Source organism: Bdellovibrionales bacterium, assembly GCA_016714165.1.
Lineage (GTDB): Bacteria > Bdellovibrionota > Bdellovibrionia > Bdellovibrionales > UBA1609 > JADJVA01.
Genome location: JADJNU010000001.1, coordinates 1050345 through 1064972, shown reverse-complemented (window position 1 = coordinate 1064972; position 14628 = coordinate 1050345). Strand labels below are relative to the sequence as shown.

General features: G+C 43.6%; 9 protein-coding genes. 6 read left to right on the top strand and 3 right to left on the bottom strand.

The features are described 5' to 3' along the window. Positions 1 to 29: 29 nt before the first annotated feature. Both IPJ71_04745 and IPJ71_04740 read left to right on the top strand, forming a co-directional pair. Positions 30 to 461, top strand: a complete 432-nt coding sequence (locus IPJ71_04745) for a rubrerythrin (GenBank protein ID MBK7842991.1) — start codon at positions 30 to 32, stop codon at positions 459 to 461. Further along, positions 454 to 2424 carry a methyltransferase domain-containing protein gene (locus tag IPJ71_04740; protein ID MBK7842990.1) on the top strand — a complete coding sequence of 657 codons (1971 nt, stop codon included), beginning with the start codon at positions 454 to 456 and terminating at the stop codon, positions 2422 to 2424. The genes IPJ71_04745 and IPJ71_04740 overlap by 8 nt, the downstream gene beginning before the upstream one ends. Positions 2425 to 2446: 22 nt before the next feature. Here the strand turns inward: IPJ71_04740 and IPJ71_04735 are convergent, their stop codons facing one another. Both IPJ71_04735 and IPJ71_04730 read right to left on the bottom strand, forming a co-directional pair. Beyond that, entirely contained in the window at positions 2447 to 5779 is a 3333-nt protein-coding gene (locus tag IPJ71_04735; protein MBK7842989.1) for a hypothetical protein, read from the bottom strand. Beyond that, a complete protein-coding gene (locus IPJ71_04730) occupies positions 5776 to 6741 on the bottom strand; it encodes a hypothetical protein (protein ID MBK7842988.1) in 966 nt (321 codons plus the stop codon). The genes IPJ71_04735 and IPJ71_04730 overlap by 4 nt, the downstream gene beginning before the upstream one ends. Positions 6742 to 7744: 1003 nt before the next feature. Between IPJ71_04730 and IPJ71_04725 the strand changes: the two genes are divergently transcribed. Beyond that, the gene (locus tag IPJ71_04725) at positions 7745 to 8905 is read left to right on the top strand and encodes a MoxR family ATPase (GenBank protein ID MBK7842987.1); all 1161 of its coding nucleotides are present in this window, start codon (positions 7745 to 7747) and stop codon (positions 8903 to 8905) included. A 541-nt stretch (positions 8906 to 9446) separates the two neighbouring features. Here the strand turns inward: IPJ71_04725 and IPJ71_04720 are convergent. Then, positions 9447 to 9704: a hypothetical protein gene (locus IPJ71_04720; protein ID MBK7842986.1), complete on the bottom strand. Its 258-nt coding sequence runs from the start codon at positions 9702 to 9704 to the stop codon at positions 9447 to 9449. Between the two features lie 403 nt (positions 9705 to 10107). Between IPJ71_04720 and IPJ71_04715 the strand changes: the two genes are divergently transcribed. Genes IPJ71_04715 through IPJ71_04705 form a run of 3 tightly spaced genes read left to right on the top strand, consistent with a single transcriptional unit; the run spans position 10108 to position 14565 of the window. Beyond that, on the top strand, positions 10108 to 11052 hold the full coding sequence (locus IPJ71_04715; protein ID MBK7842985.1) for a MoxR family ATPase: 945 nt from the start codon (positions 10108 to 10110) through the stop codon (positions 11050 to 11052). After that, entirely contained in the window at positions 11049 to 12428 is a 1380-nt protein-coding gene (locus IPJ71_04710) for a DUF58 domain-containing protein (GenBank protein ID MBK7842984.1), read from the top strand. Before IPJ71_04715 ends, IPJ71_04710 begins: the two co-directional genes overlap by 4 nt. Positions 12429 to 12453: 25 nt before the next feature. Beyond that, a complete protein-coding gene (locus tag IPJ71_04705) occupies positions 12454 to 14565 on the top strand; it encodes a hypothetical protein (protein MBK7842983.1) in 2112 nt (703 codons plus the stop codon). Positions 14566 to 14628: the final 63 nt, after the last annotated feature.

Genomic DNA, 14628 nt, shown 5'->3' with positions numbered 1-14628 from the left:
CCGGGATAAATGAAGAGAGATGGAGATAAATGATGCAAAAAGTGGCGGATCTAGAATTAGAGAGCAGTCAGACTTTTGAAAATTTGAAAAAGGCATTTTACGACGAAGCGAGTTTGGCCTTTCGTTATCGCTTTTTTTCAGTTGTGGCTGATTTTGAGGGAATGGATCAGTACTCGGCTCTATTCAAGGAATTTGCCGAAGGAGGCGTGCAGACGGTGCACGGATGTCTGGATTTTCTGCGTATCGTTGGTGATCCATCAGCAGATGTTCCGATTGGAAGCACCCAAAAAAATGTGGAGGCAGTTTTGCAAACTGAAATCCGGCACTTCTCTGAACAGTATCGGGAAATGGCGAGAGTCGCTCGTGAGGAGGGCTTTACGGACGTCGCAAGCTGGTTTGATACCCTTGAAAAGCTGAAGCGCTCACGCGTATCAAAAATAAAGAGAGCCAGTCATGAATAGTGAAATACAAGTGCTTTCTCAGGTGGAGGCCGTTCGCAGGAATCCAGGTATGTACATTGGCTCTGTGTCTTACGATGGTGCGCATCAACTGTTGCAGGAACTCGTTCACAATGCCCTTGATGAGGCCCTTTTGGGTTTTTGTGATCGCATACTTGTTAGAATTGGGCGTGATTTTGTGGAGGTCCAGGATAATGGTCGGGGGATCCCGATTCACCTTCATCCCAGCGAGGGAATTTCTTCCTGTGAAGTTGCTCTCACTCGACTTCATGCCGGAAGCAAGTTTGAAAAGGGGCCCAATGAGTTTACAGCCGGTCTGCATGGAGTTGGGCTTTCTTGCGTCAACGCCTTATCTTCTCAACTCAAGGTGACAGTGGATCGTCACGGTTTGCGCTACGAGCAGGAATATGAGAGGGGCATCGCCTGCTACCCTCTGCGTGAGGCAGGTGGATCGGACACATCTGGAACCACGGTGAGGTTTTGGCCAGACAATCTTATCTTCAAGGAGTTTGTTGGTTTTCGTGAAGAGAACTGTCGGGATTTTTTGGCTACTCTTGCATGGCTCAATCCAGATGTTGAGATAAGGCTTGAAAATGAAATTCGTGGAACTTCCGAAACTTTTAATGGCCAAGGAGGGGTGAGAGGTCTATTTAAAAGTAAGTTGCTCGAGAAACGTCAGTTATTTGAGGAGAATCTGACAATTGGACTTTCGAGTGCTGTGTTCAAGATGGATGCCTATTTTTCTTGGACGACTCAAAGCGATTCTCAGATTTTTTCGTATGTGAATTGTGTGAACACTTCGGGTGGTGGAACTCACGTCAATGCATTTAGAGCGGGTCTTGTTCATGCTCTGAATCATTTGGCTCGTGAGTTGGGCTCTTCAGCCTGGAAAGGCTCTCCGATTGAGATGGAAGAGGCAACTGAGGGAATGGTTGCCGTTTTGGATTGCAAGATGATCTATCCCAATTTCGATGGCCAAACGAAAAATCGCCTGACCAACAGTGACATCGTTGAAGGTATTGAGGCTGCGACGATCGAACAGGTTCTGAGATTTTTCAGAACACATCCAGCAGAGGCGACTGTGCTTTTTGAGCGAATTAGTGCGTCTCGGAATTCTCGAATTGCAGCCAGAAGAATCGCCGATCGAATCTATCTTCAACACGCACGCAGGGGAATCGATGAAGAGGTTTATAAAGCTCAATTTGGTGCACGTTCTACCAATTGGCATGATTCAGCTGCTTGGATCACCGATAGTGATTTGCTCAAACTGCACGCAGACCAATGCGAAGTAGGAGGAGGAGAGGCCATCGCTCTTGATGTTTGCTGCGGGAGTGGAGTTGTGGGAGCGTCCTTTAAGCACAAGGTGAAGAAGGTGGTTGGACTTGATCTGACTCCTCAAATGATACAGCTCGCAAAGCAGCGCCTCGATGAGGTTCATCAGGGCAATGTTTATCATATTCCATTTGAGTCAGACACATTTGATCTGGTTTGCACACGCGAAGTCTTGCATTTGCTTCCCTACCCAGAAAAGCCGGTGTCAGAGATCTTTCGAGTACTGAAGCCAAACGGACAATTTATTGTTGGCCAAATATTGCCATTTGGCGAAGGAGATGCGGCCTGGATGTACCGAGTCTTCAAGAAAAAACAACCTCTGGTTTACAATATGTTTCAAGAGGAGGATTTTAGAAAGATGCTGGTGAGTGCTGGTTTCGTGGATATTAAAATGACAGAAATCAATGTTTGGGAATCTATTGATGTGTGGATCAACAGTGTTGAGACCACCATGATTCACCGTCACGAAATCAGAGAGCTTTTTTACAACGCTCCTCCTGAGGCCCGGGCCATTCACCCCTTCAAAATCTTGCCCAACGGTGAGATTCATGATCTCTGGCGTTGGTGTGTATTTTCAGTTCGCAAGCCTGTTTTAGAGCTTGAAAAGAAAGTAACTGGGCGCGTACCGCGTTGAATTTTAATCTGAGGTTATAAAACTATTGAGCCAATAGAGCGTTACATTTCCTTCTGGTAGTGAAACTGTCTCTCACCCAGCTCTCACCAAGAGATTTCAAAATTTCAGAAGAAATCCATCGAACCCTTTCATCCAAAAGATACCCATGAGTCGGCCTCTCACCTCGTTGGTCCGATTCAGCTACCTTTTTGAGTATCTTGGAGAATCTGTCTGAGACGTCATCAAGAAATGAGGTAATGATATTGTCTTCGGACCCAAATTTTAATAGGTACTGAGTTCGAAGTTCATTAAATTGTTCTGCCTGATAATTCCCGGAGCCAAAAGAATGGATGCCGGTCTGATAAGCAATCAGTTCATCTACCAGCAACTCCTTTCCCTTTTTTCCAGCAAAACTCGCAGCCACTAGATCCACGAGAAAAAAGAGGTCCTGCACGGAGGAGTGAATCGTGTCACTTTTGATCGTTCGACCACTCTCCCGTATAAGCCCGAGAATTGATTCTCGCAGTTCTCCCTTTAGTTTTTTGAGCGCATCGACTCTTTCGGCGAGAGTTTTGTCGTATCTCTGCTGGGTATGGGGGGTTACGTCTTTGTCGGAATCTACCAATCTCAGTTCGCTGTCTTTTCTCCGCAGAAAAACGTCCCTACTGGGCACAGGTCTTTTCTGAGGCGATTGATTATTTTTCTCTTTCCAATAAAAAGGGTGTTGCTCTTTCTGGTCTTGGTACTTAGGGTCCATCTTAACTGGTGTCGCATCTAAAATCACGTATCGATTTTCTAGTCTTACATCTGACACCAAGGTTCGCCTGTGACCAGGGAAAGTCAAGTATCCCTCTTCGTTCTGCAAGACAAAACCGCTTACTTGTTCGACCTTAACTCTATTTCGAAGAGTTTCATTTTGACGGTAAACTTCTTTGAGATAAGTACCCAAAACATAGTTGGAACCCGTACATTGAAAGTAATAGACTCCATCTTCTCTCAGGTACTGGGTTGCTGAGTAAAATGGGTTTTCAGGGGATCCTTTTTTTGAGCCCCTTTTGTCGAAGGTATAAACACCGTTATGTGAAAATATAGCACCTATTTTGTCTAAATTGACTTTTTTCTGACCTTGAAGTTCCTTGTTCAACCCATCAGACAATTCCGTCGCACCAGAATTTCTGAGGTTCTCGGTTACATCTCTCAGAGTCGATCGGTCAAGCTCACTAATTTGCTGTGGCAACCCCCTCGGAGTTGTCGCTGAAAAACTGACCTCATAACGATATTTTCTATTAGCAGAAGCATTTGCAACTTCGAAATAATACAACCCATTGTAAGGGACCTGATAAACTTTGTAGTCAATCGCAGGATTTAGCTCTACACCATTTAGAGTTACCTTAATTGATTTTATTTGATAGTGATCTGGCGTCAGTATTGGAACTCGACCATCCGTTGCCAGGTAGGGCACATTGGTGGTAATTTTTACATCTGCTTGAGTCTTATCTGAGTCGACCAATTTGATCTCTGAAACTAAGTTTGGCTCCACACCTAATTTGTTGAAACCGTGCTGCATGACTTCTGGTAGATTGCTCTCACCAAGCTCATTGTAGTAAACCGGCAGAGGAGCTCCTGGTTTTAGTCGCTCAACGTCAAAAATGACCTCTCCATTTCCTTCGGACTTGTCAAAAGAATTATTTTTATGAACATCGTTGTCTGTCATTTCTAGGGTCCGAGAAGTTCCACCATCTCCAAGTGCAGATCTTACCAGCGCGGAAGTCAAAGCTATAATTCCTCCTGCGGCACTAAGGACAACAGTCATAGTAACAGCAAGCGTAAAGGCAAAAATTCTCGAACGTCGTGAGGGTGAGCCTTCACGATACGGCTTGTTCGCTTTTTCCCGGTTATCGGTCTTTACAAATTGCTTTGCGGCTTGAATTTCTTCAAAATTGAGACCAAGGTGCCCGTCAATCTTCCCGCCTTTTTTTAATGCTTCTGTATAGTCAATCCCCCCAGCTCGTTTTGAAACAGCATCTCGTACAAGCCAGTAGTCGGGGTGCACTTGATATCCGGCCCAACGAACGCCTGTAAGGTTGCCGGCGTCTAGATTGATTTCATTAAAACCACGAAGTCTCTGGGTCAATGACATTGGGGAATTGTTAGGAACTGACCTATTTCGGTCAACTCTTTCTGAATATGTTCTTATCAGAGCCGACAATGAAGTTCTTTGTCTTTTTAAAAAGGCTAAAGAGTCGGAGAGCATCACATCTCGTCTTGAAGCCTCCATGATATAGCGAGCGTTCCAAACACGATCGACAGATTCTCCAATTTTTACCTGATTTAACAATTGATGTAAAACCTCAGCGTAATTTCGTTCAGAAAGATTGAGCTCATAACTTCCAAAATCGAGTGAAATGAGATACGTAGGGTTGGAGGGCTGATAAAAGTGAGTTTTAAAGAAGGCTTCGGCTTGCGTGACATCATCACCTTTTTTTGCCGTCGCAAATGAATCAACAATATTAAGATACCAGTCAAACCACTTTTCTACTTTAAGACGGTGAGTTCCTCTGTCGGCCGAATTTTTTACAAACACAATTTTTGATTTTGAAAGCTCTTCGATACTCACTCGCGTGTGGCTTTTATCAAGAAGGGAGATAAAATCCATAGGCTGCTTTCTCAAAGTGCTGAGAATTTCTATCGCTTGCTTAAAATTTGCTTCTCGCGCTCGATTGATTTTTCGCTCGACCTCTCTGAGGAACTCCTGAAAATCGAATGGCGACCTGTCCAATTGTCTTGTCGTTTCATCCAAATAAACAAGATAGAGACGACGGTACAATTGAAGAACTTTTTCATATGTCTGATTGTCTCTCGCCTTTTCAGAAACATCATCATGGCTAAGGTCATCGGGAAGTCCGTTTTTCGAAAGAGCCTCTCTCCAGGCTTTACGGCTAGCAACGGGATCAGGAGTTTCCCGGTTTTGCTGCTCAACTCTCATGTTAAAGCGGACAAGATCGCGATAGACAGCTGCGTCTGGGTCGGTCGCCCATTGAACCATCTCTCCCACGAAACCCTGGTTAAGGGTGTTCAAGTAAAAATCCCTAAATTTGTTTCCTTCACTTGAAAAAGCCTTTAAAGCAGGGTCCTCCGCAATTTCAGATTCGTATGCTTTTCTAATAGGGACGGGGGAGTTCTGTATATCCCAAAATAATGCCTCCGAGTTATGAAAGGGAGAGGTTCTGTTAAAGACGAGATATGATAGCTCATTTGATGACAAAACCTTATACGTGGCACCTGAATCTGTCGCTCGGACCGCATTGGCGGAATGAGTGTTCAATACGAAACAGACCGATAGAAAACAAGCAAAGAGTCGATTTGCCTTTCTCACTTGCCTCCTCCATTTCTTCGAGGCGAAGTGTCATTTTGTTGCAAAAAAATTGAACATTGATTGCTCATTTGTCTAAAAATGTGATTTTGACTCCTTTTAAATCTCAATGGGTTAACTAGATTAGTTAGATATCGACTGAGTCCAAGGTTGGCAGTAACGGCAGCCAAGATAATTTTGCCCTTGGAGACCTCTAAAATCTGATCCAATTGGAAAAAGTCAATACTGAGTGTGGAAACGAGACTGAGTCCAGCGATTAATATCAATCTCAATACCATTCGTTCAGAAGGTTTTTCACCGTTGGCTTGATCTTTTACTCTAGATTTAAATCGGCTTCTGTTTAGAAAATCGACAATGGTAGATAAGACCTCCTTTATAGCAGGCGAGACGTTTGAGGTTCTTGAATTTAATTGGTCAATTCCAGCCAAAAGTGAACCTTCAATAACTCGATCTACCTCGCTTCTGCGAAGCTCAAGGTTTAGCCCAATTTGCTTTAGCTCATCGTCAAGTTCTGCAAATTTAGAAATAATTTGTTCAAACTCTTTCAAATAGGCAGTACTGTATCCATTGTGAGCCAACCGAAACATCATTGCGGATCGGAAAAAGATTTCTTCTAGGAGGTCTTGGTATCGTCGGCTTGTTTCAATGCGTTCTGCGGCGGACTTCATGAAGTCTTTGAGCTTCTCCTCAGCTACGGTCATTTCAACTTCTACCACATGTTTTAGAGGATCGAAGGCCCCATACCAATTAATAGGGTAGGATTCTTCACTTCGGTATCTTTTCGCTTGGTCGATTCCATCGAAGGGCATATTGAAGTAAGTCTTAAATTCATCTTGATATACCGAGTTGGTCTTTTCAGGTTTAGAATTACTTGCGTGAATGTGAAGCGGGAAGAAACTGGTAACTGTTAACACATAGAACAAGAAGAAGGTAAATAAATTTTTTAAGATAGGGGCTTTTGTCACATGATCCTCTGTTCTAAAGTGTTCGCTACCGTTCTATTTTCTTGGGACGCCAGTGTCCATCAAGGTCAAGAACAATCTCGCAATAAGTTTGTCATTGGCATCTGCAGCAGCAAATTCAGGTCCAAAATTTAAGTGCCTGAATTCACTGAGTGAACTCAATTGAGTCCAAATTTATATGTAAAGTAATTTATCAAACTTCAGCAATTTTTGTCATTTTTGTGGGGTTCCGATCCCCTTTCCGCTTATTAGAGGTGGGTATTTTTGGCCAACCGCCGATTTTATTGAGGTAGGAGATTTCATTTGCATAGCCATAGGCTGATCTCCTTGAGACTTTTATTTTACGAGATGAATTCGCCAGTGAGGTGCGGACATATCCACTTGGAACCCATCTTTGCTTTCCTTGGTTTTTCGGAACTCGCATTTTCTTACATCATCAAAGGCATTAGTTGCATATTCAGCCAGGTGGAATCTATGCAATGCAGATTCTAGCATTGGGGCGCATTTTGCGAACGGCCATTGATAGATGGTTCGTGCCTATCGAGCGAGAAGTACTTTATCTTTGCGACCTGCTCAGGTGATAGCTGATTTAAACAAGTGAGTAGAAAGTGTTTTTGACGATGCTTTTTGAAAATCTGGCTATAGAAAGGAAGTATCAATCGCCCTAATCTTATCATTGAACCGGGCCGTCGGGACGAGATGTGAGAAGTCCATCCTTAAAATGGAGGCCGCCCTTCTAAAAACTGGAGAGGGGCCGCATGAACGACAAATTTTGCCTGAGTTTGGTAAATTACTTTACATATAAATTTGGACTCAATTGAGTTCACTCAGTGAATTCAGGCACTTAAATTTTGGACCTGAATTTGCTGCTTCAGATGCTATTGAATTGAAAAACTTCTGACGAAAATGTTCTTTAGCTTGATGGACGATGAATGATGTTTTGAGAAAGTCGAACTTTAAAGGATATTTCAGAAGGTTGAATAATTTGACTTCAGATTTGTTGGATATGAAAGGACGTGAGATGATGAAATTGTCATTCAAATCTTATTGGCGAGGTCTCAGGGCTATAATTCTCATCCTATTTGGAGCGACTGCAATCGCTAATCCTGCTCATGAGTTCTCACTACCTAACAAATCAGGACCTATATCACCATGTAGGGCACTCCTTAATACAACTGATTTTTCAAAGTTTACGGAACAAGGTGTACGGACTGAAATTCTAGGAGTCCTCGATAGAGTTAGAAGTAAAATCGTTGGCCAAGAGGACCTGATAAGAAAAATAATGGTAGCTATTCTCGCAGACGGCCATGTCCTCCTTGAAGGGCCTCCAGGGGTTGCAAAAACAAAAGCGGTCAGAACATTTGCTGACGCTATTGCGGCCAGTTGGAACCGCATCCAATTTGTGTCCGATATGATGCCAAGAGATATCACCGGTACAATCGATTATGATCGTTCGTCAGGTTCTAGGAAGCTCGTAGGAAGTCAGTTGCCATTCAATTTAATTCTCGGAGACGAAGTTAACCGAGCCTCAGAGAAGGTGCATTCAGCACTTCTTGAGGTTATGGAGGAGCGTCAATTTACTGTCAATGGACAAACAATTGTAATGCCAGACCTATTTTTATTTCTCGCCACGCAAAATCCCATAGAGCAACGTGGGACTTTTAAGCTTCCTGAGGCGCAACTAGATAGATTCTTGATGAAACTTGCGATAGGATATCCTCGGCAGGAGGATGAGCGGTCTATATTGCAAATGAGGCTTGGTGAAGAAAGAGCGAAGTATCAACTAAAAGATGATGGACCCGATTCAAGCAAGCCACTAACTTCCCAGGAAGCAATTCTTGCGGCGAGAAAATTTGTGCTGAACACTGGCATGGATCCAAAGGTTGAAGATTACATTTTGACTATAGTTCAAGCATCGAGAAACCCTCAGCTGTTTAGCCGAGAATTATCGCAACAGATAAAAATGGGCGCGGGTCCCAGGGGAAGCCAAAGCTTAATGTTTGCTTCAATGGCGATGGCTTGGCTCAACGACCATTCATCAGTTGAAATTTCTGATGTGGACGCTATTGTTCATGATGTATTAAGACACCGATTAATTCTCACTGAAGATGCTCTCATAGAAAACATATCAGTTGAAAAGTCATTTCAAATCTACTGGATGTGGTAAAAGAAAAGTGAGAAAGTGAATCTTGGAATGATTGATAGTTGAGGCTGCCTGTCCGCGTGCAGCCTCAACTGTTCATTGGTCAGAGACCGTGAAATCGCTGGATCTTTGCGGCTCAAAAAAGGTCTCCTCAAGCCCGATTCTAGATTATTTTCGATTTGATTCGAAGAAAAATGGAAAGTTAGGATCTGGAGATCGGTCATTCCAACCTGGCCAAGGATTGTTGCAGTTCTTTTTGCATGCAGGAGGGGGAGGAGGCCGGTGTGGAGGACAGCGATGGCGATCGGAGGAGGAAGAATCGCGATCATTCCATCCTGCAGAGGCTGCGGATGTGAGAAGCAGAATCAGTGAGCATTGGATGATGTGAGATAATTTCATGATAGACCTCTTGTTTTGTTATTCTTAAAGAGGTTATCGGCCGACAGAAACATTTTCTTTAGTGCAAGTTAAATGGCAGGCATGACAAGAAAAAAGGCCGCACCTCATTTGAGGTCACGGCCTTCAGACTACTTCACCTGAAAGGTTCTTCTCAGAAGAGAATCACTTAGTTTTTATCGTTGAATCCACCAAGACTGTCTCTCATGCACTGCTGGTCACAAGGCTGATAAGGAGAGGGATGTGGTGTGATAACGGGTGTGCTGTCATTCCACCCACGGGCGCTATCTCTCGTGCATTGTGCGTCACAAGGTTGATAGGGAGAGGGGTGAGGTGTGATGACGGGACTGCTATCATTCCAGCCGGCAAAGGCAGAAGATGTCATGAGGCTGAGTGCGCAAGCGGCGATCAAATTGGAAATTTTCATTTGAAACTCCTTCAATTGTTAGATTCTTGTTTTGTTATATTTAGATTACTATTGTGTTCTTCATCTTACCCTGCCTCAACGGTAGCCAAATTTGGGGTCAGAGAAAAGTTCATTCCTCAAAACTGAAATTGCTGATTCGCTTTTTCGATCGTACCGAATCATTTCAATCCAAATATATTCAAAATATATTCAATTCGATTCCACGCCAGTCATTGTGTCGAATACAATGCGGCATTGTTCGATTGCATCCGGCGATAACGCGCAACACATAATGCGCAACAACATTTGGGAGCAATCCACTACTGCTAACTGCGTTATCGGCAAGGGATGGTTTGAAAAATCGGCGGGAATAAATACAATTCTAGTCTTGTCTGAAATATCCATGGAAGGAAGAGTTTAAGCTGTGGAAGAAACTCTAGAGATTCTCACTAATCTTTCCAATAATATCTCTCGTGTTATTATTGGCAAAAGTGATCAAATTCGTTCTCTTCTTTGTTGCTGGGTCGCAGGTGGACATGTTCTTTTGGAAGACGTGCCCGGAACAGGAAAAACAATACTGGCGAGAGCCTTGGCTAAATCTGCCTCGGTTGAATTCAAGCGAGTGCAGTTTACTCCGGATCTTCTTCCAAGTGATATTTTGGGCCTTTCCATTTTTAATCAACAAACGCAGAGTTTTGAATTCAAGCCGGGGCCTGTGTTTACCACACTCATGTTGGGTGATGAGATCAATCGGGCGACGCCTCGCACGCAGTCAGCTCTACTGGAATGCATGAGTGAGGGGCAAGTTTCGATTGAGGGAAAAACCTACAGTTTAGACCCATTGTACTTTGCCTTGGCCACTCAAAATCCTGTCGATCACTTGGGGACCTTCGCTTTGCCAGAGGCTCAGCTGGATAGATTCATGATGAAGATCTCCATGGGGTATCCTGATCCGGAGCAGGAGATAAAAATGCTGATGGATCAAAATAAGGCTCATCCTATCGAAAATATTTCGGCGGTTGAATCCCACGAAAGGATCTTGTGGCTTAAAGGACAAGTGAGTAAGGTTCAAATTTCCAAAGAAATATATTCATATATTGTGAATCTTATTGATCGAACCCGTCATCATCCCGATCTGAAATTGGGAGCCAGCCCTCGAGCGAGCATTGCACTGGCAAAGGGAGCACAGGCGAGAGCGCTTTTTAGCGGTTCTGGTTTTGTGAAACCAGAATACATACAAGAAATCTTATTTCCAATTATGAGCCATCGCGTTTCCCTCAGTCCCGAAGCAAAGCTATCAGGGAAAACAGTTCTCGATGTTTTGAAGGAAATTTTGCAAGCAGTCCCGGTGCCCATCAATAGGCTGTGATAAAAATTGTTGCAAAACCTTTCAGGTCATATTTCGTTCGCCACCACTTGGTTGACCTAGATCATATTGGATTTCCGCCTTTTCATTCTTACCGCCACCTCATGAATCCGTTTACTTTCTATTTTTTTGTTACTGTATTGTTTCTCTTCGGTGGACTCTTTCATCGCACGAGCCTGATTTTAGGACTAACACTGTTAATGTGTGGAATCTATCTTTACGTTTCGGCCTGGCGGTTAGCAAAATCCTTTGTCATGGATCGCCAACCTTTGAAATCAAAGTACGTGGAGGGAGAGTCTGTCGATGTTGTTATTCACATAAAAAACAGGGGTGGCATACCTATTCAAGGTTTTGTTATTCAAGATAACTTTGGACCCTCAGTTCGTTCTCGCGTTCGATTGGTCACCACGGAATCAATCAAAGGTCCATCTCATATAAAAATGCAGTACACACGTATCTGTGATGGCGGAATGGGCTCGCACAAAGTAGGACCTCTAGAAGTTTCAATTTCTGACGTGCTTGGTGTTTTTCAGTTTTTAGTTGTTGAGGATACCGAGAGCGAAATTGAGATCTTGCCAAAAATAGAAAGCCTTCCTCAACTTTCGATACGTGGGTCTCCGATGTCGACTCTTTATGGACATTATGACGTCGCCCAAAGAGGATTGAGCATTAATTTTTCCGGTATCAGGCCCTATTCGCCTGGGGATTCGCTTCGTCATGTCGCTTGGAAGCTTTCAGCCAGAACTGGCAGTCTCTTGGTAAAGGAGTTTGAAAGAGCTGTTAACTGCGAGGTGACTTTGGTTCTCGATCTCAATCCCGAGGTGCACCTGGGAGTCAAGTCGCAGTCGACCTGGGAGTACGCGCGGGACGTGACCCTGGGGATTTTGTCCCAACAATATGAGCTGAATAATTCGGTCAGGTTGATCAGCAATCATTTTTGTTCTGAAATGAAGATTGGAGAGGATCACTTGCATGCCCTCTGTCTTGAGGTTTCAAAATGGGATCCAGAAATTTTAGCTAGTGATCCAAGTTTAATGAGGTGGGGCAAGGGCGGGCCGCTTTTGCGTCGGTCTGCACAGTTGCTCAGTCGGGGATCAACCCTCATCTATTTAACCCCCTTTCATCGCCATCTTTTTCAAGAGGCACGAGAAGTATTGAAAGTGATGTGGGCAGAGGGAATTGAAATCTTGATTGTGCTCGTCGATACGAATTCGTTTGTGGCTCCTCTCGTCAGAAAATTGGGCTGGGCACATTTGGCCGAAACGGCCGTTTGCCAGGGTATAGGTGACGAAATGAAGAGTCTGCGAACAATGGGATTTCCTGTTTACAGAGTTGTGTGTGGTGAGCCATTAGCCAAGGGATTTATTAACTATGGCTAACGAGAAATCAAGCAGGAGTGCTAGGTTGGAAAAAAATCGAGCTTCCGGAACGCCTTCCGGGTTCGATCCCTCATCCGCAAAGGTGACCCGTAGCCCTCAAGGTAAAATCCAATCTCATTCATCTCCTTTCCAGTACACACAGACAGGAACTCTTCAATTTGCTGTGGTCATCGCATTGGTTCTGGCGACGGGATTGGCCGAGGGAATCAAGCATTGGCGAACAACAATATTCTTTTCTGCGGTATTTGGTTTGGGATTACTTCTTCGAGAAATGTTTTGGGGGCATGGCGACTTATTGGATGACTATTTTGTTGAAAAGGATGTCCATTATTCACCCTGGCTATTTGTATTTGGACAGCGAGTGAAAAATGGTGAATCCAATAGCCTTGAGCGAAAACGTTTATTGCGAGTAACCTCCTCGGGGAGGAAATTTGGAATTCGCATTATTGTCTTTTCAGTTGGTCTCATTTACGCTTTTTGGATAAAGAAAAACAATTTGGTTGAGTTCCGACCTTCTTCTTCTCTTTATCTACTTGTTTTTTCATTTCTTCTCTCAGCGGTTTTCATCTGTCAGGTATGGGTGATCCTGGCTGTTTCAGCTTTGATTGCTCTTGTGGCTGTTGGGAGCGAATGGGGACAACATCCAATCGTGTTTGGCTTCTATTTGGCAGTTCTTTTTTTCTGTTTGGGGGTCTATCGAATCAATGAAATTCAGTGGATTTATGCTAACGAACGGAAATTTAAGAAAAGAGGAAGAAATTTAAAACTTTGGAACTCGGTTGTCCTTTTGTCCCTGATTGGGTTTGTGTGCCTGTGGTTTTTCAATTTGATTGTCCCTGATTCAAAGCGAGTCGTAAAGAATGATCGTGTGGGAGAAACCTTCAATCAGTTCAAGTTATCGATTTCGAACAACATAGTAGAGTCACTTGTAAAAAAGGAGGAGGTGGAGTTAGGTCTATCCATGAAAAATGAGATCGTGATAAAGCCTGCGATCACTGAAGAACAGAGGAAAGCCGCCAAAGTTTTTGAAGATATGATTGGTAAGGATCCAAAGCTTGCGGAGTCTCTTGCGAGTCGATTGTCCGATGTCGACCTGAAGGCCCTTGAATCCTTGATGGAGATCCGTCAGAAAAATGATAATAGTCCAGAAGGTAGCCAAATCAATCCTCAAGACTTTGATAAGGAAGCTTACGAGAAGTTTGTGGAGTCGGCTCGAAACAGCGCTTTTGTAAAGGAGAAGTTGAAATCATCCTTTCCGGATCTAGAAAAGGAAATTGGTGAATTTGAGCAAGGCGTTCCGGCGAGCGAATTGCTGAGACGAAGACTTCGAGATGAATTTGTCAAACAACGTGGTCCGATCGGTAGCTTGACTCAGAGGAAGCAGGATGAATTGAATCAATTGGGTGAAAAAATCGGATTAAAGAAATCAGACCTGGAGAAAGTGGCCTCAACTGGACGCTTAACTGAAGAGGGACTGGAGCGTATGCACTCCGAAGGGGAAGCTGCCTCTCGACAGGCAGAGGCGCGTGAGCGGGGAGAGATGATCGACAGAGAAACCCAAGAGATGGCAAAGGCAGCCGTGAAAATTGAAGCTGAGATTGAAGGGGCTTCACACGTAGCGCCCTTGAGTCGTGAGAAGCGGCTGGAGAAGATTCGATCGCAAATTGAAAGACTTTTTTCTCAGTTAGAGAGATGGGCAAAAGTCCTTCTCTATCTCGGGGCTTTGTATCTTGCCTATCTCATTTTCTTTAGGTTATTTGGTGAGAAGGGGGAATCGCATGAAGCAGCGGAAAATGTGGATAGAATAAAAAAGAGCTCACTTTTGGATGAAGCGCGGATGTTACGGTCAAGAAGTATGTCGTCGACAGAGGAAGTTATTTTGTCCTATCAGCTCTTCTTGCGCTTGATGGAGTTGATTGAGTTTCCTCGTCTTCCAGAAGTGTCTCCAACGGGATACGCGGAGGATGTTTCTCGTTCCTTTCCAAAACTGAAAGAGTCAGTTTCGTCCTTAACTGATGTTTTTTGCAATGTTCTCTATGGAGAGAATGAAATTGACAACTCTTACCTGAGTAAATTTCGTTCAAATTTAGACATTGTTTTCAAACAATTTAATCTGAGGCTTCCAAAGCTGAAATAGATATCTTTAATTTAATTTAATTTAATTTAATTTAATTTAATTTAATTTAATTTATTTTAACTA

Bases quoted from the DNA above. Each gene is read 5' to 3' on its own strand.
- IPJ71_04720 (MBK7842986.1), bottom strand. From the start codon at position 9,704: ATGAAAATTTCCAATTTGATCGCCGCTTGCGCACTCAGCCTCATGACA.
- IPJ71_04725 (MBK7842987.1), top strand. From the start codon at position 7,745: ATGAAAGGACGTGAGATGATGAAATTGTCATTCAAATCTTATTGGCGA.
- IPJ71_04745 (MBK7842991.1), top strand. From the start codon at position 30: ATGATGCAAAAAGTGGCGGATCTAGAATTAGAGAGCAGTCAGACTTTT.
- IPJ71_04740 (MBK7842990.1), top strand. From the start codon at position 454: ATGAATAGTGAAATACAAGTGCTTTCTCAGGTGGAGGCCGTTCGCAGG.